23 protein-coding genes are annotated in these 19,742 nt (G+C 73.0%); 4 read left to right on the forward strand and 19 right to left on the reverse strand.

The features are described 5' to 3' along the window. Positions 1-6: 6 nt before the first annotated feature. The gene (locus tag HHX35_RS13905; RefSeq protein ID WP_182899228.1) at positions 7-552 is read right to left on the reverse strand and encodes a PadR family transcriptional regulator; all 546 of its coding nucleotides are present in this window, start codon (positions 550-552) and stop codon (positions 7-9) included. A 110-nt stretch (positions 553-662) separates the two neighbouring features. On the opposite strand from HHX35_RS13905, the gene HHX35_RS13910 reads away from it, so the two are divergent. Then, positions 663-1,526: an SDR family NAD(P)-dependent oxidoreductase gene (locus tag HHX35_RS13910; RefSeq protein ID WP_182899229.1), complete on the forward strand. Its 864-nt coding sequence runs from the start codon at positions 663-665 to the stop codon at positions 1,524-1,526. 63 nt (positions 1,527-1,589) lie between these two features. Then, positions 1,590-2,189, forward strand: a complete 600-nt coding sequence (locus HHX35_RS13915) for a TetR/AcrR family transcriptional regulator (protein ID WP_182899230.1) — start codon at positions 1,590-1,592, stop codon at positions 2,187-2,189. Between the two features lie 18 nt (positions 2,190-2,207). Here the strand turns inward: HHX35_RS13915 and HHX35_RS13920 are convergent, their stop codons facing one another. The 3 genes from HHX35_RS13920 to HHX35_RS13930 form a co-directional block, all read right to left on the reverse strand. Next, positions 2,208-3,311, reverse strand: coding sequence for a right-handed parallel beta-helix repeat-containing protein (locus HHX35_RS13920; protein ID WP_182899231.1), 1,104 nt, complete (start codon positions 3,309-3,311; stop codon positions 2,208-2,210). Then, a complete protein-coding gene (locus tag HHX35_RS13925; RefSeq protein ID WP_182899232.1) occupies positions 3,308-3,646 on the reverse strand; it encodes a hypothetical protein in 339 nt (112 codons plus the stop codon). Before HHX35_RS13925 ends, HHX35_RS13920 begins: the two co-directional genes overlap by 4 nt. Positions 3,647-3,872: 226 nt before the next feature. Next, entirely contained in the window at positions 3,873-4,358 is a 486-nt protein-coding gene (locus tag HHX35_RS13930; RefSeq protein ID WP_182899233.1) for an RICIN domain-containing protein, read from the reverse strand. 142 nt (positions 4,359-4,500) lie between these two features. On the opposite strand from HHX35_RS13930, the gene HHX35_RS13935 reads away from it, so the two are divergent. Then, on the forward strand, positions 4,501-5,229 hold the full coding sequence (locus HHX35_RS13935; protein ID WP_182899234.1) for a class I SAM-dependent methyltransferase: 729 nt from the start codon (positions 4,501-4,503) through the stop codon (positions 5,227-5,229). Positions 5,230-5,235: 6 nt separating this feature from the next. On the opposite strand, the gene HHX35_RS13940 is transcribed toward HHX35_RS13935, so the two are convergent. The 11 genes from HHX35_RS13940 to HHX35_RS13990 form a co-directional block, all read right to left on the reverse strand. Next, a complete protein-coding gene (locus HHX35_RS13940; protein ID WP_310739080.1) occupies positions 5,236-6,015 on the reverse strand; it encodes a CoA ester lyase in 780 nt (259 codons plus the stop codon). Between the two features lie 132 nt (positions 6,016-6,147). After that, positions 6,148-7,323, reverse strand: a complete 1,176-nt coding sequence (locus tag HHX35_RS13945; RefSeq protein WP_182899388.1) for a CaiB/BaiF CoA-transferase family protein — start codon at positions 7,321-7,323, stop codon at positions 6,148-6,150. A 20-nt stretch (positions 7,324-7,343) separates the two neighbouring features. Continuing rightward, positions 7,344-8,225 carry a ribokinase gene (locus tag HHX35_RS13950; protein WP_182899236.1) on the reverse strand — a complete coding sequence of 294 codons (882 nt, stop codon included), beginning with the start codon at positions 8,223-8,225 and terminating at the stop codon, positions 7,344-7,346. Then, positions 8,222-9,574 carry an ADP-ribosylglycohydrolase family protein gene (locus HHX35_RS13955; protein ID WP_182899237.1) on the reverse strand — a complete coding sequence of 451 codons (1,353 nt, stop codon included), beginning with the start codon at positions 9,572-9,574 and terminating at the stop codon, positions 8,222-8,224. Before HHX35_RS13955 ends, HHX35_RS13950 begins: the two co-directional genes overlap by 4 nt. Next, a complete protein-coding gene (locus HHX35_RS13960; RefSeq protein ID WP_259405035.1) occupies positions 9,571-10,782 on the reverse strand; it encodes an ADP-ribosylglycohydrolase family protein in 1,212 nt (403 codons plus the stop codon). Before HHX35_RS13960 ends, HHX35_RS13955 begins: the two co-directional genes overlap by 4 nt. Positions 10,783-10,795: 13 nt before the next feature. Beyond that, positions 10,796-11,791 carry an ADP-ribosylglycohydrolase family protein gene (locus HHX35_RS13965; RefSeq protein ID WP_310739081.1) on the reverse strand — a complete coding sequence of 332 codons (996 nt, stop codon included), beginning with the start codon at positions 11,789-11,791 and terminating at the stop codon, positions 10,796-10,798. 51 nt (positions 11,792-11,842) lie between these two features. Further along, positions 11,843-12,853, reverse strand: a complete 1,011-nt coding sequence (locus HHX35_RS13970) for an ADP-ribosylglycohydrolase family protein (RefSeq protein ID WP_182899239.1) — start codon at positions 12,851-12,853, stop codon at positions 11,843-11,845. Continuing rightward, positions 12,850-14,166, reverse strand: coding sequence for a sugar ABC transporter substrate-binding protein (locus HHX35_RS13975; RefSeq protein WP_182899240.1), 1,317 nt, complete (start codon positions 14,164-14,166; stop codon positions 12,850-12,852). The genes HHX35_RS13970 and HHX35_RS13975 overlap by 4 nt, the downstream gene beginning before the upstream one ends. 32 nt (positions 14,167-14,198) lie before the next feature. Beyond that, on the reverse strand, positions 14,199-15,017 hold the full coding sequence (locus HHX35_RS13980; RefSeq protein ID WP_182899241.1) for a carbohydrate ABC transporter permease: 819 nt from the start codon (positions 15,015-15,017) through the stop codon (positions 14,199-14,201). Position 15,018: 1 nt separating this feature from the next. Beyond that, positions 15,019-15,924, reverse strand: a complete 906-nt coding sequence (locus tag HHX35_RS13985; RefSeq protein WP_182899242.1) for a carbohydrate ABC transporter permease — start codon at positions 15,922-15,924, stop codon at positions 15,019-15,021. Next, on the reverse strand, positions 15,921-16,964 hold the full coding sequence (locus tag HHX35_RS13990) for a LacI family DNA-binding transcriptional regulator (protein ID WP_182899243.1): 1,044 nt from the start codon (positions 16,962-16,964) through the stop codon (positions 15,921-15,923). The genes HHX35_RS13985 and HHX35_RS13990 overlap by 4 nt, the downstream gene beginning before the upstream one ends. A gap of 213 nt (positions 16,965-17,177) precedes the next feature. On the opposite strand from HHX35_RS13990, the gene HHX35_RS13995 reads away from it, so the two are divergent. After that, complete coding sequence (locus HHX35_RS13995) at positions 17,178-18,053, forward strand: sirohydrochlorin chelatase (protein ID WP_182899244.1); 876 nt, start codon at positions 17,178-17,180, stop codon at positions 18,051-18,053. A 6-nt stretch (positions 18,054-18,059) separates the two neighbouring features. Here the strand turns inward: HHX35_RS13995 and HHX35_RS14000 are convergent, their stop codons facing one another. The 4 genes from HHX35_RS14000 to HHX35_RS14015 form a co-directional block, all read right to left on the reverse strand. Then, positions 18,060-18,662: a TetR/AcrR family transcriptional regulator gene (locus HHX35_RS14000; protein ID WP_182899245.1), complete on the reverse strand. Its 603-nt coding sequence runs from the start codon at positions 18,660-18,662 to the stop codon at positions 18,060-18,062. Between the two features lies 1 nt (position 18,663). Then, entirely contained in the window at positions 18,664-19,053 is a 390-nt protein-coding gene (locus HHX35_RS14005) for a hypothetical protein (RefSeq protein ID WP_182899246.1), read from the reverse strand. Between the two features lie 81 nt (positions 19,054-19,134). After that, a complete protein-coding gene (locus HHX35_RS14010; protein WP_220505371.1) occupies positions 19,135-19,281 on the reverse strand; it encodes a hypothetical protein in 147 nt (48 codons plus the stop codon). A 98-nt stretch (positions 19,282-19,379) separates the two neighbouring features. Next, the gene (locus HHX35_RS14015; protein WP_139575305.1) at positions 19,380-19,742 is read right to left on the reverse strand and encodes a DUF2203 domain-containing protein; all 363 of its coding nucleotides are present in this window, start codon (positions 19,740-19,742) and stop codon (positions 19,380-19,382) included.

Genomic DNA, 19,742 nt, shown 5'->3' on the forward strand with positions numbered 1-19,742 from the left:
TTCTCTTCAGGAATCGGTCGTGGTGGGCGAGCTCAGCGGGACGGTCTTGGCCCACTCGGCCCACTCGGCGAGGGTTCGATAGAGGCGTACGCCGGCTTCGATAGCGATGCGCATGGATCGCGTCTGGGGACTGTCGCCGAACTCGCCGCGGTCCTTCGCCTTCGCGTACTCCTCGTAACGCGCCGCCGCCTCGGCGAAGAAGCGGGCTTCCTCGTCGAGGTGGCGGCGCAGGTCGTCGGGCTCCATGAGCCAGAAGAAGAACGAGCGCAGCAACGACTGCATGCGCAGCGTGTGGTCCACTTCGGTGTCACGCAGCCAGGCGCGGACGGCCGCGAGCCCTGCCTCTGTCATGCGGTACGCCTTGCGCCCTCGTGGGCCCTCGCTCTCGACCTCGATCAGGCCCTCCTGGGCCAGCCGGTTCAGCTCGGCGTAGATCTTCGGGTGTTGTGCGGGCCAGACGGAGCCGAGCACCTCCTGGAACCGCCGCGCCAGGTCGTATCCGCTGGCAGGACCTTCCGCGAGCAGGCCGAGCAGCCCGTAGCGCAACGACATTCGCCCTCCTCCGGATCGACGACCCCCATCTTGACATGTCCTTCAGACCATGTGCATCATCACACATGTCCTAAAGTACATGTACCTAGGAACATGTGAGGAGCGGGAGCATGGCTATGGAGAACAGGGCGGTTCTGGTCACGGGCGCCGCGGGCGGAATCGGCAGGGCGGCCGTGGAGGCACTCGTCGCGCGCGGCTACACCGTCTACGCCGCCGTGCGCGGCGAGGACGCGAGCCTGGGGCGGACGGCCGGGGTACGCGTGGTGACCATGGACGTCACCGACCCCGGCTCCGTCGCGTCCGCGGCCGAGCGGGTGCACGACGAGGTGCGGGGCCACGGGCTTCACGCCGTGGTCAACAACGCCGGGATCATCGTCCAGGGCCCGCTGGAACTCGTTCCGCCCGACGACCTGCGCAGGCAGTTCGCGGTGAACACCCTCGGCCCGGCGTTCGTCACCCAGGCGTTCCTGCCCCTGCTGCGGGCAGGCCGGGGCCGTGTCGTCAACGTGAGCGCCCCGACCGCGCACGTGGCCCTGCCGTTCATGGCGCCGATCTCGGCCAGCAAGGCCGCGCTCAGAGCACTGTCGGACGCCCTGCGCGTCGAGCTGGCCGCCTGGCGCATCCCGGTGATCGCCGTGGAGCCGGGGGCCACCGCCACCGCCATCTTCGACAAGGCCGACGCCGCCGCGCGCAAAGCCCTGGCGGCGGCCGACCCGCACAGGGTCGCGCTGTACGACGACCATCTCGAACGTTTCGGCAAGGCGATCGCCAACCAGAAGACCGGCCCGGTCGAGGCCGTCGCCGCCACGATCGTGACGGCCGTCGAGGCGCGTGATCCCAAGCGCCGCTACCCGGTCAGCGCGGACGTCCGCGTCTACGGCATGCTGGCGCACGCCCCGGCGGGGCTGCGCGAGCAGCTGGTCACCCGGGCGTTCGGTCTGCGGGGCGTCCGCGCGGGCGGCGGCGCGCCGTGATCGGCCCGGAGCGGAACGCGGCAGCACGATGGCGAGCTGACGGAACGCGTATATCGTGTCAGCATGACGGATGCCGCCGAGGCCAAGCGCGACCACATCGTGGCCGCCGCGCTCGACGTGTTCGGCAGGTACGGCTACCGCCGCACCTCCATGGACCTGATCGCGCGTGCGGCACGTATGTCACGTCCGGCCGTCTATTTGCACTTCAAAGGTAAGGAAGACGTCTTCAGGGCGGTCGCGCGCCGGTTCGCCGACGACATCGTCGCCGCGGCCGAGGCCGCACGGCGCTCCGGCCGGCCCGTCGCCGACCGCCTCTACGACGTCCTGGTCATCAAGGTCGAGTTTTTCGCCGGCGCGGTCGAGGCGGAGTATCGGGCGGAGCTGTTCGCCGAGGCCGAAGTGGTCGTCGAGGATGTGATGGCCTCGTTCGAGTCGGACTATCTGTCGGTCGTCGAGGCCACACTCGGCGACGCGGCCGAGGAACTCGACCTGCTCGACACGGCCCTGTCCGCCGCGGACGCCGCCGCCGTCCTGGTGGACGCGCTCTCGGGGATAGTGCGGGAGAAGGCGGAGCCGGCCGTCCTGCGTAAGCGCCTGCGCCAGCTCGTGGAGCTCGCGGTCAGGGGCCTGACCAGCAGGCCGGCCGCCGTTCTCCACGCCTGACGGCCGGCGCAGCCCAAGCTAGGCGGGCGGGCAGTCCAGGGTCGTGCCCGTTCTGGGGGTGACCGAGCCGTAGTAGCGCACCCTCGAACACGGGACCACGTTGCCGGTCACCGCGACGTCGGTGATCGGGCCGGTGGCGTCGGCCCGTACGGCCAGCCAGTCCCGGACACCGCAGCTCGTCACCTGGTTTCCGGTGATCTCCACAGCGTGCAAGGGCCCGCCGGCGACCGATTTGACGTAGATGCCGCCCTCGCAGCCGTCGACCCTGTTGCCCGCGATGCGCACGCCGGTGGCGTTCACCGTGGCGATGCCGTCCCAGCGGGTGTTGCGGACGGTGTTGTTCTCGATGCGTACGCCGGAGTGCGGCCGGTCCGGGTCCGTGGTGTGCGACCCGGTGAACTGGCCCCATCCGGCCTGGGAACCGGAGGCGTCGCAGACGTTGCCGGTCAGCAGGATGTCGCGGCACGGGGTCAGGTCGCCGGCGCCGCCCCAGGTGTTGCCCTCAGCGGGAAGGTCCAGCTGGACGGCCTCGCCGTGCCACAGCCCCTGGCCCGGATCGGCGATCCAGCCCTTGAGCGCGCAGTCGCGGACGGTGCCGCGGCGCACCGCGTTCAGCTCGATGCCGTGCCACCACTTGACGTTCCACATGGTCACGCCCTGGATGAGCACGTCGCTGGAATGGATGATCGTGATGCCGTTCATGGCCGGCGCCTGATCCAGGCTGTCGCGCTGGACGAAGTCCCACACCGGATCCCAGCTGCCGCCGGTGATGGCGATGTTGCCCGCTCCGGTGTAGCCGCCGGTCGCGGCGCCGACGGCGTTGAGGACCATGGTGTGTTTGACGCCCTCGGCGGGGAACCGGGCCACGATCCTGGCGTCGGTCGCGTCGAGGTGCGTGTTCCCGTACACGATCAGCGGCTTGGTCAGCAGGTAGGTGGCCTTGGGGACCTTGGCGACGTACCGTCCGGCGGCGTCCCTGGTGCCCCTGCCGTCCCTGGCCTGGTCGAGCAGCGCCTGGATGGCCGAGCCGCTCACGTAGTCGGGCAGGGCGGCGGACGACGTCCGGGCACGCGAGGCCAGCAGGCCCGCCGCTCCGGCGAGGAAGGCCCGTCGTCCGATCATCGCCGAGTCCTTCCCAGCAGCACCGCCGCGGCGGCCAGGACGAGGGCGAAGCACGCGGGGCCGATCGCCTGGGCCGGCTCGTGCCGGACGACCCCGATCACGGCGTCGACCGCCTGGACGGCCGCGTTCAGCGCGAGAACCAGGGCCAGCGGGCGCCAGGCGCGCAGGGCCGTGCACAGCAGCAGGGCGCCGAGGAGCACGACGCCGCGTGCGGACATGTAGGCCGCGAACACGCGGGCCGCAGCGGCGTCCCCGCCCGCCACCAGGGCGCCGGGGGTCAGGATGCCGCCCACGGCGAAGTAGCCGGAGGCGGCGGCCGTCGCGACCGCCGCCACTGCCGCGAACCCACGGACAGATGCGCTGGGTGCCGAATAATTCGGTTGCCTAATCAATTGGTCTTACCTTCCTGCTCACGAAGCTCGGCCAGGCCGCGGCGAGCGGTTCGCCGCGGCCTGGCCCCTTGGGACTACGCCCGAGGAACTGCGCCGTCCTGGAACCGCTGACCGATCCGCGCACCGCCCTGACCGAGGTCGCCCTCACGCACGGCCTGCGGTACGACCACTAGAGATCCCACATCTGGCCGTAGCTGTCGTTGCAGGTCCACTGGATGAGCTGTGCCCCGTTGGCCGAGGTGCTGTTCGGGAGCGCGGCGCACTTACCGCTGCCGCTGTTGAAGAAGGTCTCGTCGCGCCGTTCCCACTGCTGGCTCTCGTGTCCGTTGCAGGTCCACTGGATCAGTTTGGCCCCGTTGTCCGTGCTGCCGTTCGCCACGGCCAGGCACAGGCCGCTGTGGTCGTTCACGACCTCCACGGTGTAGGAGTGGATCCTGCCCACCCGCAGATGCCAGAACTGGCCGGGGCTGCTGGTCAGGCAGTCCCACTGGATCACGGCCGCCCCGTTCGCCGTGCTGGAGTTCCCGATGGCCATGCACTTGCCGGTGGCCCAGCTCGCGACCTGGCCCGGAGCCAGGGCGGCCTGCGCGGGGGCCGCCGTCACAGTCAAGGTCACTCCGGTCGCCACGGCCGCGAACCACTTGGCGGTTCTCATGCGAATGCATCCTCTCCACGCTCTGACGTTTTGACAATCTAAGCAGAGATTGTCATATAGTCCAATCCGAATCGTGGGGCTCGCTGTCAGACGGCCCGGGCTCCGCACGCCGTCCCACGTGAGGCCGGGTTATGGTCGTCCAATGCCTGACGCGATCTTCGCCCACCCTCGCCTGGCCGCCGTCTACGACGCCTTCGACGGTGACCGCGACGACCTGGACGCCTATCTCGGCATCGCCGACGAGCTGGGCGCGGACCGCGTGCTCGACGTCGGCTGCGGAACGGGGTCCCTGGCGGTCCTGCTCGCCGGCGGCGGACGCACCGTCATGGGCGTCGATCCCGCCGAGGCGTCGCTGCGGGTCGCTCGGTCCAAGGACCGGACCGGAAGCATCACCTGGGTCCACGGCGATGCCACCGGACTCCCGGCGTTCGGCGCCGACCTCGCCGTGATGACGGGGAACGTGGCGCAGGTCTTCCTCACCGACGGCGACTGGACACGGACTCTCCGGGGCATCCATGGCGCGCTTCGCCCGCGGGGCCATCTCGTGTTCGAGACCAGGCGCCCCGAACGCCGGGCGTGGGAGGAGTGGGCCTCCGACACCGATCCGATCGTCCTCGACCTTCCGGAGGCCGGGCTCGTGGAGCGGCGTCTCGAGGTCACCGATGTGAGCCCGCCGTTGGTGTCCTTCCGCTACACCTACACGTTCCTGGCGGACGGCGCGGTCGTCACGTCGGACTCGACCCTCCGGTTCCGCGACCGGGACGAGGTGGAGACGAGCCTGGTCGCGAACGGCTATCGCGTGCTGGAGGTGCGGGACGCCCCCGATCGCCCGGGTCGCGAGTTCGTGTTCGTCGCGCGGCGTACGACGTGAAGCACCTCAGTGGTCGCCGGCGTCGGTGAGGATGCGGCGGGCCTGGCGGACGACGGCCTCGTCGACGAAGCGGCCGTCGGCGAGGGCGACCGCGCCCTGGTCGGCGGCGGAGACGACCTCCAGGGCGGCCACGATCTCCTCCCTGGTCGGGCGGTAGGCCGCCGCGATCACCGGAAGCTGGATGGGGTGGATGGCCGCCCGGCCGCGAAAGCCCATGGCGCGGCCCGCGGCGCAGGAGGCGGCCAGGCCGTCGAGGTCGCGGACGTTCGTGTACACGGACTGAGCCGGGGCCGGCAGCCCCGCCGCCCGGGCCGCGACCACGATGCGGGAACGCGCCCAGGTCAGGCCCGCCTCGTCGGTCACGCCGAGGTCGGCGCGCAGGTCGGCCTCGCCCAGGCCGATCCCGGCGACGGCCGGTGAGGCGGTGGCGATCTCGAAGGCGCGCTCCAGCCCGAGGGCCGACTCGATGATCGGGCGCAGCGGCACGCCCGGCACCGCGTCGGCGATCCAGCGGACCTCGTCGGCCGACTCCACCTTGGGGATGCGCAGGCCGCCGCCGCCGTGCAGCAGCGTTCCGAGCGCGTGCAGGTCGGCCTGGCCGTACGGCGTGCGCACGTCGTTGACGCGGACCTCCACGCGCGGCTGCGGCGTGGCCAGCAGGGCGACGACCCCGGCCCGGGCGACGCCCTTGTTCTCCGCGGCGACCGCGTCCTCCAGGTCCACGATCACCATGTCCGCCTCGCCGCCGAGGGCCTTGGCGATCCGGTCCGGGCGGTCGGCGGGCACGTACAACCACGTCAGGGGGGCGGCAGCAGGCCCAGAAGAAGGCCCGGAAGAAGGCACGGCGTCAACTCCTCGCGAATCCTCCGTGCCCCTTTCCGGAAGATCGCCACTCATGCCCGATCACCTTGTGACATGTCACACGACTCCCTTGGCCCGCAGCGCCTCGATCTCCGCGCCGGTCAGGCCGAGACCGTGCAGGATCTCGTCGGTGTCGGCGCCGTGCGGACGGCCGGTCCACCGGATCCGTCCCGGGGTCTCCGACAGCCGGAACATCACGTTCTGCATCCGCAGCGGGCCCATCTCGGGGTCCTCCACGGTGGTCACGGCGTCGAGCGCGCCCAGCTGCGGGTCGGCCAGCACGTCGCGCACGTCGTAGATCGGCGCCACCGCGGCCTCCGCCTCCTCGAACGCCCGCAGCACCTCGTCCCGGGTCCGCTCGCCGACCCACGCCGCCACGGCCGCGTCGAGCTCGTCCGCGTGCGCGACCCGGCCCGAGCCGGTGGCGAACCACGGCTCGTCCACCAGGTCGGGCCGCCCGACCAGGCGCATCACCCGTTCCGCGATGCTCTGCGCCGAGGTGGAGACCGCGACCCAGGAGCCGTCGCGGCACCTGTAGGTGTTGCGCGGCGCGTTGTTGACCGAGCGGTTGCCCGTACGCGGGGGCACGACGCCGAGCCGGTCGTAGATGGTCGGCTGGGCGCCGAGCACGGTCAGGATCGGCTCGATGATCGACAGGTCGACGATTTGCCCGCGTCCCGACCGCAGGGCCGTCATCACGGCGAACGCGGTGGCCAGCGCGCAGATGCCGTCCGCGAGCCCGAACGGCGGCAGCGTGGGCGGCCCGCCGGGCTCCCCCGTCATCGCGGCGAACCCGCTCATCGCCTCGGCGAGGGTGCCGAAGCCGGGCCGCCTGGCGTACGGGCCGAACTGGCCGAACCCGGTCACCCGGGCCAGCACCAGGTCGGGGTTGACCTCGCTGAGCCGGTCCCAGGACAGATTCCAGCGCTCCAGGGTGCCGGGGCGGAAGTTCTCGATGAGCACGTCGGCGTCCTCGACGAGCCGGACCATCAGGTCCTGGCCCTCCTCGGTGGACAGGTCGAGCGTCATCGCCCGCTTGTTGCGGCCGAGCATCTTCCACCAGAGCCCTTCGGGCCCGTGCCCGCGTGAGGGGTCCGGCCTGCGCGGGTGCTCCACCTTGACGACGTCCGCGCCGTAGTCGCCGAGCAGCATCGCCGCGGTGGGCCCGGCGAACAGCGTCGCGGCGTCGATCACCCGTACGCCGTCGAGCGGCCCCTTCCGTCCGCCCTCCATGGTCCCCTCGCCCTCCGCAGTCACAGTCCCTCCAGAAGACGGTCGATCTCGTGGCGGTGCGGCATGGAGGTGCTGGCGCCCTCCCGCTGCACCGACAGCGCCGCCGCGGCCGAGGCGAAGCGCAGCGCCCGCGCCGGGTCGGCCCCCTCGGTCCTGGCCACGGCCAGCGCCCCCGCGAAGGTGTCCCCCGCCGCCGTGGTGTCGACCGCCCGCACCGGTACGGCGGCCTCCCGCAGGCGGGTGCCGTCGCGCGAGCCGTAGAGGGCGCCCCGGGCGCCCAGGGTGACGACGGCCTCGGGGACGAGGTCGAGCAGCGCCTCCAGCGCGTCCCGGGGATCGTCGCGGCCGGTGAGGGCCGCCGCCTCGTGCTCGTTGGGCACGATGAGGTCGACGGCCTCCAGCAGTTCGGCGGGCAGCGGCACCGCCGGGGCCGGGGTCAGGATCACCTCGGTGCCGGGAACCCGTGCCGCGGCGACCACGGCGTCCATCGGCAGCTCCAGTTGCAGCAGCAGCGCGTCGGACCGGCCGATGATCTCCGCGTCCCGCCCGACGGGCCCGGTGACCGCGCCGTTCGCGCCGGGCACGACGATGATCGAGTTGTCGCCGCCGTCCTGCACCACGATGTGGGCGACGCCCGAAGGGCCGGGCACGACCCGCAGCGCGGCCACCTCCACGCCCGCCTCGGCGAGCGCGGCGCGCAGCACCGGCCCGAACGCGTCGTCCCCCACCGCCCCGAGGAAGGCCACGTCGGCCCCCGCGCGGGCCGCGGCGATCGCCTGGTTGGCCCCCTTGCCTCCGGGAATCGTGCGGAACTCCCGGCCCGTGAGGGTCTCCCCCGGCTTGGGAGCCTGGGCGACGTACGCCACCAGGTCCATGTTGGCGCTGCCGAACACCGAGATCACCGTCGGTCCCCCTCACCGAGCGCGAGCGTGCGGGCCGCGAGCGATTCGATCGAGACGCCGTCGAAGCCGGGCAGGCTGCTGGCCAGCCGGTCCCGGGTCGTCCACCGCTCGGGGACGCCGCCCGCCAGCGCCCCGGCGATCGACCCGGCCGTGGCGGCGGCCGAGTCGGTGTCCCAGCCTCCGGCCACGGCGGCGCCGACGGTCGCGGCGAAGTCCCCGGCGCCGTGGACGAGGGCCGCCGCCAGCAGCGCCGCGTTGTTGACCGTGTGCACCCAGTGGAGGTGCCCGTGCCGCGCGTACAGCCGGTCGGCGACCCGCTCGAAGTCCGGCTCCGCCGCGGCGTCCGCGACGGCCTGCCGTACGGCTTCGGCCAGGCGCGAGCCGGGCGGCACGACCGACAGCCCGGCCTCGATCACCTCGCCCACGTCCCCGGCCACGAGCGCCTGCGCGCACATGGCGGCGGCGAACATCGCGCCGTAGATTCCGTTGGCCGTGTGGCTGAGCCGGGCGTCCCGCCACGCCCAGGACGCGGCCGTCGCCGGGTCGCCCGGATTGGCCCAGCCGTACACGTCGGCCCTGATCAGCGCGCCGATCCACTCGCGGAACGGGTTGCGATGGACGGCGGTCGCGGGGGGTTCGAGACCCATGAGCAGGTTGCGGTACGCCGCCCGCTCGGCGGTGAAGACCCGCCCGGCGGGCAGCGCGTCGAGCCAGGTCCGCGCGACGTCCTCGGTCGTGAAGTCCCGGCCGTGCCGTTCGAGCACGGCGAGCGCGAGCAGCGCGTAGTTGAGGTCGTCGTCCTCGGGCACGCCGTCGATGTTCTCGGCGAGGCTGGTGGCCGCGCTGCGGCGGTTCCACGGCCACCGCTCCGCGATCTCCGGCGGCAGCCCCTTCGCGGTGAACCAGCCGCGGATCGGCCAGTTGCCGGTCGCCTCGGCGATGGCCCTGATCCCCTCGCGGGGGATCTTCTCCACCGGCTTGCCCAGGAGGCAGCCGGCCGCCCGGCCCCACCACGCTCCGCGTACGCGGCCGGGCTCCGGACGGATCCGGGGGCGGGAGGCGGGCCAGTCCGGGCAGCCGGCGACGATCTCCCCGAGCTCCGAGGGCTCGGGCAGCGGCGAGGGGATCGCCGCGAGTTCGTCGAGCAGTTCCCCGGCCAGGGCGCGCAGCTGTTCGGGGGCGGGCCCCGGGGAGGCGCCCGCCCGGGGCGGCGCGTCGTGTCCCCCGGCGGCGTGCCAGCGGTCGCCGACGGCCGCCACCTCCGGGAGCGCCCCGCGTCCGTCCTCGGCCGCCTGCCGCAGCTCGTGGCCGACGAGGTCCTCCGGCTGCACCCACGTCAGCCGGATCATCGCGCGTCCCCCTCCCCGCGCGGCGCGAGCAGGGCGTCGAAGGCGGCCTCGTGCGCGCGGCGGCGTTCCCGGTCGGCCCGGTGGACCCGCCGTGCCACGGCCGCGAGCGTCAGCCCCGGCCCGACCAGGTCCGTACGGCTGGCCGTCGCCACCTGCTCCAGCCAGTCGGCGGGGACGGCGGCCCGCCCGCCGAGCGCCCCGGCGACGGCGCCGCCCATCGAGGCGATCGAGTCGGCGTCGCGCCCGTAGTTGACGCCGCCGAGCACGGTCTCGCGGTAGTCGCCCTTGGCCATGACCAGGAACGCGAGCGCGAGCGGCAGTTCCTCGATGCTGTGCACCCGGCTCGGCCGCCGCGCCCCGAGACCCTGGTCGCGGTAGGTGTCGGCCACCGTGTCGTACGGCCGGATCGCCGCCCGCAGGGCCTCGAACGAGCCGTCCCAGTGGCCGAGGCCCCGGGCGGCCGAGCAGACCGCGTCGATGGCGGCCCGGGTGCCGTCGCGGGCGAGCCGCAGGCAGGTGGCGACGACCGAGTCGGGCGTCGCCCCCGGCCGCATCGCCTCGGCGACCGCCGCCGCGAGCACCCCCGCCGCCTCGCGGCCGTAGCTCGACTGGTGCGCCCCGGCCAGGTCGATCGCCTCTGCGTACGCGCCGTCGGGGTCGCCGGCGTTGACGACGCCGACCGGGGCCATGTACATCGCGGCGCCGCAGTTGACGATGTTGCCCACGCCCGCCTCGCGGGGGTCGGCGTGGCCGTAGTGCAGCCGCAGCACGAGCCACTTCTCGGCGAGGAACACCCGGTGGAGCGGCAGCGCCTCGGCCTCCAGCTCGGGGATCCACCTCTTCTCCCCCATCATCTCGGCTACCAGGTGCTCGGCGGCGGCGTAGGCGTCGAGGTGACCGCCGACCCGCTCGTACACCCGGATGAGGGCGTGCGTCATCAACGTGTCGTCGGTGACGTGGCCGTCCCCCTTGTGGTAGGGCGCGATCGGGCGGGCGTTGCGCCAGTCCTCGTTGAAAGGAGGGACGACGCCGCGGACACGACCCCCGTAGCGCTCCTGGATCTGCTCGGGCGTCCATCCCTCGGTGGCTCCGCCGAGCGCGTCGCCCACCGCGGCGCCCGCCACACATCCGACCGCCTTGTCGGCCAGCACATCGACCGGCGGGTCCTCCTGCGGCGTCATCCAGCCCTCCCCCTTGTCCGTACGCATGATGTGACGGGCGTCATGCGAGTCGCCCGGCGATGTCCAGCAGGTCGGTTCCCGCGAGCTCCGGCAGGCAGCAACCGGCCAGGGTGCGGACCCGCTCGCGCCAGGCGGCGGGCAGCGCGTCGTGCCCCGCGGCGCAGCCGAGCAGCGCGCCCGTGAGCGCCGGCGCGGAGTCCGCCACCGGCGCGAGGCAGGCCGCGGCCGAGACGCCCGCGCCGAACGCCTCCGCGCCGATCTCCTCCGCACCGGGCGTCCGTCCGGCGGAGGAGACGGCGGCGTCCGCGAGGGCCAGCGCGATCGGCACCGTCTGCGCGGCGGCCACGCCGTAGCTGTAGACGTGGTCGAGCACGGCGGCGTCCAGCGCCGGGACGGCGGCGAAGGGCGAGCCCGCCGCCCGCGCCGCCGTGAGCGCCTCGCGCGCCGCGTGGCCGATGGCCGTGTCCCGCGGCAGCGCGCCGAGCGCCGCCTCCACCGCGTCGGCCATCGCGGCGCCCTCCGTCAGCGCCGCCACCGCACGGGCCATCGCGACCGCGCCGAGCACGCCGTCCTCCGCGTTGGTGACGCACGCGTCCTCCAGCGGGTCCAGCCCGGCCGCGCCGAAGGCGACAGCCCGCACGGCCGCGGCGTCGTCGAAGTGGTGGGGGTTGTCATGCCCGCTGGCGGGCGGGCGCTTGCCCGCCGCCAGGTTGTCGAGCGCCGCCCACACCGAGATGCGCGCCCGGACGTCGTCGCGGCCCGCGAGGCGGCCGAACGCCTCCGCCCGGTCCTCCCGGATGGTCAGGGCCGTCCAGGCCAGCCACTCGGCGTCGTCGGACGGGCCGGCCGCCAGCGGCGCCACCGGCTGGTTCAGCGCGAACGGCACCGGCAGCGTGGTGACCTGGTGCTCCTCGGCGAACGCGTCGAGTTCCCGGTGCAGCCGCCTGCTCCAGCCGGCCAGCAGCGAGGACCGGTGCCGGGCGGCCGGCCACCCGGCCGCGTCGCCGGCCGCGAGACCGGCGAAGGCCCCCCGCACACGATCGAGCCTGTCCCGCCCGTCCCGCCTGTCCCCCGATGGCATGTGGTCCTACAGTCCCTTCACGATCTCGTCGGCGACGTCGCGGATGTCCCGTCCGGCGACCACGGGAAGGCACCGGCCCGCCACCGGGCCGATGCGCTCGGCCCAGCGCGCGGGCACCGCCGCCTCGCCCCGGCCCGCCCCCGCGAGAGCCCCGGCGACGGCGGCGGTGGTGTCGGCGTCCCTGCCGAGGTTGGCCGCCGTGACGACCGACGCCTCGACCTCCCCGCCGCCCGCCACGTAGGCGGCGAACGCGAGGGCGACCGCCTCGGGCGCCAGGTCCGTCCACGGGTAGTGCTTGACCACGACCGTGTCGTGCAGCGCACGCGCAAAGGAACCGTGCAGCGCACGCCCCAGCAGGTCGTGCAGGGCACGTCCCAGGAGGGGGCGGGGCGTGCGGGCGGCGACGTCGAGCGCGGCGCGGAGGTTGCGGGCCGTCCAGGAGTCCTCCGGGACCGCCCGCAGCGCCGCCCCGGCCACCTCGCCGGGCGGGGCGCCGGTCATCGCGACCGCGACCGCCGCGGCCACCGCCCGGCCGCCCAGTATCCCCTCGCCGGTGTGGCTCACCCGCCCGTCGGTCTCCGCCAGCCGCGCCGCCTCGTCCGGGTCGCCCGCCGCGAAGATCCCGTACGGCGCGGCCCGCATGGCCAGGCCGTCGGACCAGCCGTGGGCGTGCCACCGGCCGGTCAGCGGCGGCTCCAGGCCGCGGCGCAGGGCCTCGACGGTGCCGAGCTCGGAGAACCCGGCGCCGCGCATCGGCCCGTCGAGCCGCGCCACGATCTCCTCGCGCCAGGCCCGCGCCACGTCCTCGGAGGTGAGCGCGTGGCCGTGGCGCAGCAGCACGGTGGCGGCGAAGATCGTGTACTCGGTGTCGTCGGTGCCGCCGCGCTCGATCTCGGTGAGCACGCCCCACCGGGCGGCGATCTCCTCCGGAGCGAGGTTCTCCGCGGGGGCGCCCAGGGCGTCGCCGGCGGCCAGGCCGAGCAGGCAGCCCCGGGCGCGGTCGCGTACGGAGATCAACGGCTGTACCGCTCCAGCACCTTGTTCCCCTCCTCGACGAGCCGCTTGGCCAGCTCGTCCAGGCTGATCTTGTCGGCGAAGTACTCCTGCATCGCCGGCGTGGCCACCTTGCTCTTCCACTCGTCGAACCCGTTCACCTTGAGGAACGGCGCGACGACGAGGTCCTTCGCCGAGGCGGTGGCGACGTCCCACCCGTTCTCCTTCGTGGTGAGCGCGGGGTCCTTCGCGGCGGTCGTGCTGGTGGGCAGCAGCCAGTCACCCTTGGCCAGTTTCGCCTGGTTCGGGCCGTTCAGGAAGTAGGCGATGAACTTCAGCGCCTCGTCGGGGTGCTTGCTGTCGGCCGCGACCGACAGCGTCTGGGAGACCGCGCCCTGCTGGGAGGTCTGTCCCTTCAGCGGGGGCAGCGTGACCCACTCGAACCCGCTCGGCGCCTGCTCGGCGACCTGCTGGCGCAGGTAGACCCCGGCCGGGACGATCGCGTACTTGCCGGCGAAGAAGCCCGGCAGGGGGTCGGCGGTGCCCATGCCGAGCGCGGACGGGTCGGCCGACTTGTCGGTGTAGAGCTGGTCGTGGATGCGCTGGAGCACCTCGCGCTCCTGCGGCCCGACCTTCACCGTGGTCTTGCCGTTCTGCGTGTCGAAGAAGGTGCCGCCGAAGTTGAGCGCCAGGTTCAGCACCTTGTTGACCGGCGACTTCATCGGCCAGGCCACGCCGTACGCGCCCTTCTTGGTGAGCTTCTCGGCCACGTCGGCGAACTCGTCCCACGTCCATGGGGACTCCGGGGTGGGCACGCGCACGCCGGCGCCGTCGAGCAGCTTCTTGTTGGCGATGAGCACCTGCGACTCCTGCAGGAACGGCACGCCGTACACGCCCTGGCCGCTCCTGCCGTCCGAGAAGGTGACCGTGTCCCACGCGGCCTGCGGGATGTCGCTCTTCAGCTCGGCGGGGACCTTGCCGGTGAGGTCGAGCAGGAAGCCCCGCGAGGCGAAGCTCGACAGCGCCGGGGAGTCGTCGTGGATGACGTCCGGCGGGTCGCCCGCCTCGAACGACGTCACGAGCTGGTCGTTGACGTTGTCCCAGCTCCCCTGGACGTACTCGACCTGGGTCTTCGGGTTGGCCGTGTTCCAATCGGCGACGATCTGCTTGTTGGCCTCGATCGACTCCTTCTGCCAGGCCAGGCTGAGGAAGCGCAGCTTCACCGGCTCCCCGTTCTGCCCGGGCGCGGCGTCGCCGCCGCCGCCACCTCCGCCGCTCCCGCATCCGGCGGCGAGCGCGACCGCCGCCACAGCCAGCGCGGCACTCAATCTCTTCATCGAGACCCTCCTATCAGGTGTCGCCATGCGGGTCAGCCCTTGACGGCCCCGGCCATCAGGCCGGACCGCAGGCGCCGCTGGATGATGGCGAAGAAGACGAGGCTCGGCACGGTCGCGAGCAGCGACGCCGCCGCCAGCGGGCCGAGCCGGGCGACCCCCTCCGGGCCGACGAAGCGCACCAGCGTCAGCGGAAGGGTCTCCACCTCGGGATCCTTGAGGATCACGAGGGCGAACATGAACTCGTTCCAGGACGAGATGAAGCTGAACAGCAGTGTCGCGACCACGCCGGGCGCGAGCAGCGGCGCGACGACGGCGGCCAGCGCGCGCAGCCGCCCCGCGCCGTCCACGGCCGCCGCCTCCTCCAGCTCGCGCGGCACCGCCCGCACGTATCCGCGCAGCATCCACAGCGCGAACGGCATGACGAACGTGACGTGCACGATCGTGATCCCGGCGAGGGTGTTCACCAGTTCCAGCCGCCGCAGCACCATGAACAGCGGAATGATGATCAGAACGACCGGGAAGACCTGGCTGACCAGCACCCAGCCGATCGCGATCTTGCCGGCCACGCCGCGGAACCGGGCCAGCGCGTACGCCGCCGGCAGCGCGAGCGCCACCGTGATCAGGGCGGTGGCGACCGCGACGACGAGGCTGCGCAGCCCGGCGCCGACCAGGTCCTGCTCCGCGAAGGCGTCGGCGAAGTTGGCCAGCGTGGGCCGGCGCGGGATCCACGTGGGGTCGAGGGCGGCCATCTCCTGCGGCGTCTTCAGCGCCGTGGACAGCAGCCACAGCAGCGGGAACGCCAGGAACACGACGTATCCCAGCAGGGCGAGATACTTCAGCGCGCGGGTCATGTCAGTCTCCCTCCCGCGCCTGCCGCCACAGGTACAGGCCCAGCACGACCAGCACGACGATCGTGATCGCCACGCCGAGCGTCGCGGCGTACCCGAAGAAGCCGTACCGGAACGCCTCCTCGTACGCGAACAGCATGGGCAGCCTCGTCCGCCCGCCCGGCCCGCCCTGGGTGAGCACGTAGACCAGGCTGAACTGGTTGATGTTCCACACGAAGTCGAGCGAGGTGATGGCCACGATGACGGGCCGCAGCTGCGGCAGCGTGACGTTCCAGAACCGCCGCCAGGGGCCCGCGCCGTCCACGCTGACCGCCTCATACAGCTCCCTCGGCACGTTCTGCAGGCCGGCGAGCAGCACGACCGTGGTCTGCGGCATGCCGGTCCAGATGCCGACGACGATGACCGCGGGCAGCGCGAGGGAGAAGTCGTGCAGCCAGTCGACGTCCGAGCCGAAGAGGCCGTTGAGCAGGCCCGCGTCCGGGTGATAGACCAGCCGCCACATCAGGCCGACCACCACGGGCGGCATGGCCCACGGCACGACCGCCAGCACCCGGGCGACGCCGCGCAGGCGCAGGTCCTGGTTCAGCAGCAGCGCGAGCCCCAGCGAGGCGAGGAACTGCAGCACGGTCACCGACAGGCCCCAGATCATGCCGATCCGGAACGACTCCCAGAAGTCGCCGTCCGACATCAGCTCGGCGAAGTTCTCCAGGCCCACGAACGAGGTCTCGGTGTTGCGGCCGGACCGCGCGTCGGTGAAGGCCAGCAGGATGCCGTAGACCAGCGGGCCCACGCTGAAGACCAGCACCGGCACGAGCGCGGGGAGCAGCAGCGCGAAGCCGCCCCCGGACCGCGGCCCGCGCCGCGACCCGCCTCCGGCGCGGCCGTACGGCCGCTCGGCGAGCGCGGTCACCGGGCACCTCCCGGCGATGTCCCGGGAAGAGTGGTCGAGCCGCGGATCGTGAGGCTCGGCCGCACGACCGCCACCCGCGGCTCGCGCGGGCCGTTCTGCAGCCGGTCGAGCAGCAGCCCGGCCGCCGCCCGGCCGCGCTCGGCCGACCCCAGCGAGACGCTGGTCAGCGTCGGCCAGGTCACCGAGGCGAGGTCGGTGTCGTCCATGCCGACCACCGCCACGTCGCCGGGGACGTCCCTGCCCTGCTCGCGCAGCACGTCGAGCGCGCCGAGCGCGATGAGGTCGTTGGCGCACATCAGCGCGTCCACGCCGGGCACGCGTGACAGCAGCGCCCGCGCGGCGCGCGCGCCGCTGTCGCGGTAGAAGTCGCCCACCTCGACGAGGTCCTCGTCGTACGGCAGGCCCAGCGCCTCCAGCGCCTCCCGGTACGCGGCGGCGCGGGCGGCGCCGGGAACGGTGTCGAGCGGGCCGTTGAGGAAGCCGATGCGCCGCCTGCCGATGGCGTGCAGGTGTTCCAGCGCGAGCCGTACGCCGGTCCTGGAGTCGGTCCGGACGTTGTCCACCAGCGCGCCCTCCGGCATGTCCTCGGGCAGCGAGCCGATGACGACGACGGGGGCGCGCGCGGCGACGATGGCCTCGACGTGCTCCTCGGTGACGCCGCGCAACGGGCTGATGATGAGGCCGTCCACGTAGCGCTCGCGCAGACCGCGCAGCACGCCGAGCTCGTCCTCGGCGTCGCCGTCGGTGGAGTGGATCAGGAGCCGGTAGCCGGCCTCCTTCAGCAGCGGCTGGATCTCGCGCACCATCGCCACGTACACCGGGTTGCCGATGTCGGCCATGGCGAAGGCGATCTGGTCGGTGCGGCGGTTGCGGAGCGAGCGGGCGACCGAATTGGGGACGTAGCCGAGTTCGTCGGCCGCGCGCATGACGCGCCGCACGGTGTCCTCGCGCGTCGGCAGCCCGTTGAGCACCCGTGACACCGAGGCGATCGACACACCGGCGCGTTGCGCGATCGTGGTGATCGTGGGACCCTCGGTCAACGGCACCTCACTTGGAAGAGAGTGTCCTGTAATCGTTTACTAGCCGGTAACGCACAGCAGTCTGTAAACGTTTACGGCCGGATGAGTCCATATCAAACCCGGTCCATTGGGGAGCGTCAAGTAACGAACACGTAAACCGCCTAGATCACCAAGCCGCAACAAGCCGCGCGTTGGTTCTGCTCTTCGACCAGATTCGCCCTAGAATCCGCCGGTGTGAACGAAGGTCACGAGGACCCGCCGAAGCTCCCCACCAGAGAGCGCTCTCCTCGGCCCGGAACCGGCCGCCACCGACGGCCGCTCCCCGCCGACCTGCCGCCCGACGCGCCCGCCCTGGTCCTGGCGGTGCCGGGCAAGGCCGGGGACCCGGTGGGCCCGAGCGGTGACGTGGCCGTGGAGGTCGCCTCCATCGTCAGGCTCGACAACCCGCAGATCGACCTTCGCATCGTCTCGCTGGCCGACGGCGGCGCCGACCTCACCAAGGAGTTCGCGTCCATCGCCGCCCAGCGGCCCGCGGACGGACCTGCCGCGGTGGTGGTCCCGCTCGTCACCGGGCCCCATCCGCGCGTGCTGCGCGCCGTACGGGACGCCGTGACGCAGAGCGAGGCCGCGGTGCGGATCACCGAGCCGCTCGGCCCGCATCCGCTGCTGGCCGAGGCCCTGCACGTCCGCCTGGCCGAGGCGGGCCTGGCCCGCGCCGACCGGATGCGCCTGTTCAACGTCTCGTCGCCGGTCGACGGGATCATCGTCGCGACCGCCGGGGGCGACGAGGCCGCCCGCGGCGCCGACGCGACGGCCGTCCTGCTGGCCGCCCGCCTGACGCTCCCCGTCGTCCCCGCCGCGCTGGACGGCCAGCCGAGCGTGCGCGACGCCGCCGAGCGCCTGCGCAACATCGGCGCCAACCGGCTGGCCATGGTGCCGTACGTCATCGGCCCCGAGGCCGACCTCGCGCGGATCACGACGGCCGCCGAGTCGATCGGCGCCGGGTGCGCCGATCCCCTCGGCGCGCACGAGTCCGTGGCCCGCATGGTGTGCGTTCGGTACGGCGCCGCCTTCGGCGGTTTCGACGGCTTCGACGACCTGTCCGACTGACGCCGGTCACCCCGCGCCGGCGGACGGCTCGACGCGGGTCGCGCGGTCGAACAGTTCGACGAGTTCGTCCGCGCAGACGTCGGGATCGAGACCGTCGACGACCCGCTCGGCCATCGTGTCGATGGACGCGCGCAGAGCGGCTCCCATCACCGTGCAGTCGAAGGTCCGGAAGGCCCCCGTACGCTGCCCGTCCGCGAACAGGGCCACGAGCCTGGCGATCGCGGCGTCCCGTTCCCGGCCTCCGACGGGGGCCTGGTTGAAGGCGATCTGCTGCACCGCGCGCACGTGCCCGGGATGGCGGGCGACGAAGGCGATGTTCGACCTGATGAACGCCTCCAGTTGAGCGCGGGCTCCGTGCGCGGCCTGCAGCGCCGGGCGCATGAAGGCCGCGGCGTCGGCGACGACCTGCTGGACGACGGCCTCGAACAGCCGGTCCTTGCTGGAGAAGTGGTAGGTGATCAGTCTCTTGCTGCTGAGCCCGGCATGCTCGCAGATGGCCTCGAACGTGGTCTCCGCGTAGCCGCGCTCGGCGAGCACGGCGATCGCGGCCGAGGCGATCTGAGCTCTGCGCGCCTCGGTGGCCACCTGACGGGTCCCAGGGCTTCTCATGTCACCTCAGCTTGCCACCCTTCGGGTACGCCTCACGCACCGCACGCCGGTTGACGATCAGCGCGACGGCGGCGACCAGGACGCCGACCACTCCCTGCTCCGCCTTCATCCACACCGGATAACCGCTGTCGGGCGCGAGCAGGATGAGCACGATGCCGATGGGCGCGGCGATGCTGACGAAGCGGATGCGTACGTACGCGGCTCTCTTGCCACGCGCGGCCTGCCCGGTCAGGGCGACGAGCCAGACGGACGCCGCGGCCACGGCCGCCCCGCGCAGCCACACCACCCAGGTGCCGCCGATGACGGCGGCCACACCCAGCGCCGCGATCGAGATGACGAGGACCGCGACGAAGAGCATCCGCACGGGAGCCCACACCGAGTTGTTATCCATGCGGATAAATTTATTCGCATGGATAACGTTGTGCAAGCCCGAGCATGCTCCAGTCCCCGCGAACACGTGCGGAATCAGTGGTCAGCGCCGCACGAGAAGACTGATCTGGGCGCCGGTGTCCCGGAACCCGAGGGCGCGGGCGACGCGTCGCGACGGCTCCGGGCGCGCTCTCCACTGCGGCAGCAGCCCGTCGGCGAGCGCGTCGGCCGCCGCCGCCGATGCCACCACGCGGGCCAGGGGCGAAACCGCGATGGGCGCGGCCGAGATCGGGGCAGCGCGTGGCGGCGGCCGCGAGGTCAGGGCAGGGCGCGGCGGTAGCCGCGAGGTCAGGGCAGGGCGCGGCGGCCGGGGAAGCCGAGGTCGCTGCGGTGATACCAGCCGAGGGCGGTCTCCCCCTCCAGCCAGCACAGCCGTACGGACACCTCGCCGAGCACGGCGGGGAAGTCGACGAGCAGCGGGGCGACGCCCTTGATCTCGATGTCCTCGGCGTCGAACCAGCTGAGGATCTCGTCCATCCGCGCCTCCAGGCCCTTCGCCTCCGGCAGCCCGCCGAGGGGTGAGGCGCCCGCGTGCCGCAGGTCGTGGGTGAGCTCGGCCAGGTCGGCGCGTACGGCGACGAACGCGCGGGCGTGCTCCAGCACCGCCGGCATCAGCGATCTGGCCTCGTCGACCGTGAAGATCCTCGCCAC

The sequence above is a fragment of the Microbispora sp. H10830 genome (genome assembly GCF_014161375.1).
GTDB lineage: Bacteria > Actinomycetota > Actinomycetes > Streptosporangiales > Streptosporangiaceae > Microbispora > Microbispora catharanthi.

What these genes read in the sequence shown, in the direction of transcription:
- HHX35_RS13905 (WP_182899228.1), bottom strand. Translation starts at nt 552, where the DNA reads ATGTCGTTGCGCTACGGGCTGCTCGGCCTGCTCGCGGAAGGTCCTGCC.
- HHX35_RS13910 (WP_182899229.1), top strand. Translation starts at nt 663, where the DNA reads ATGGCTATGGAGAACAGGGCGGTTCTGGTCACGGGCGCCGCGGGCGGA.
- HHX35_RS13915 (WP_182899230.1), top strand. Translation starts at nt 1,590, where the DNA reads ATGACGGATGCCGCCGAGGCCAAGCGCGACCACATCGTGGCCGCCGCG.
- HHX35_RS13920 (WP_182899231.1), bottom strand. Translation starts at nt 3,311, where the DNA reads ATGATCGGACGACGGGCCTTCCTCGCCGGAGCGGCGGGCCTGCTGGCC.
- HHX35_RS13930 (WP_182899233.1), bottom strand. Translation starts at nt 4,358, where the DNA reads ATGAGAACCGCCAAGTGGTTCGCGGCCGTGGCGACCGGAGTGACCTTG.
- HHX35_RS13935 (WP_182899234.1), top strand. Translation starts at nt 4,501, where the DNA reads ATGCCTGACGCGATCTTCGCCCACCCTCGCCTGGCCGCCGTCTACGAC.
- HHX35_RS13945 (WP_182899388.1), bottom strand. Translation starts at nt 7,323, where the DNA reads ATGGAGGGCGGACGGAAGGGGCCGCTCGACGGCGTACGGGTGATCGAC.
- HHX35_RS13955 (WP_182899237.1), bottom strand. Translation starts at nt 9,574, where the DNA reads ATGATCCGGCTGACGTGGGTGCAGCCGGAGGACCTCGTCGGCCACGAG.
- HHX35_RS13960 (WP_259405035.1), bottom strand. Translation starts at nt 10,782, where the DNA reads ATGCGTACGGACAAGGGGGAGGGCTGGATGACGCCGCAGGAGGACCCG.
- HHX35_RS13975 (WP_182899240.1), bottom strand. Translation starts at nt 14,166, where the DNA reads ATGAAGAGATTGAGTGCCGCGCTGGCTGTGGCGGCGGTCGCGCTCGCC.
- HHX35_RS13980 (WP_182899241.1), bottom strand. Translation starts at nt 15,017, where the DNA reads ATGACCCGCGCGCTGAAGTATCTCGCCCTGCTGGGATACGTCGTGTTC.
- HHX35_RS14000 (WP_182899245.1), bottom strand. Translation starts at nt 18,662, where the DNA reads ATGAGAAGCCCTGGGACCCGTCAGGTGGCCACCGAGGCGCGCAGAGCT.
- HHX35_RS14005 (WP_182899246.1), bottom strand. Translation starts at nt 19,053, where the DNA reads ATGGATAACAACTCGGTGTGGGCTCCCGTGCGGATGCTCTTCGTCGCG.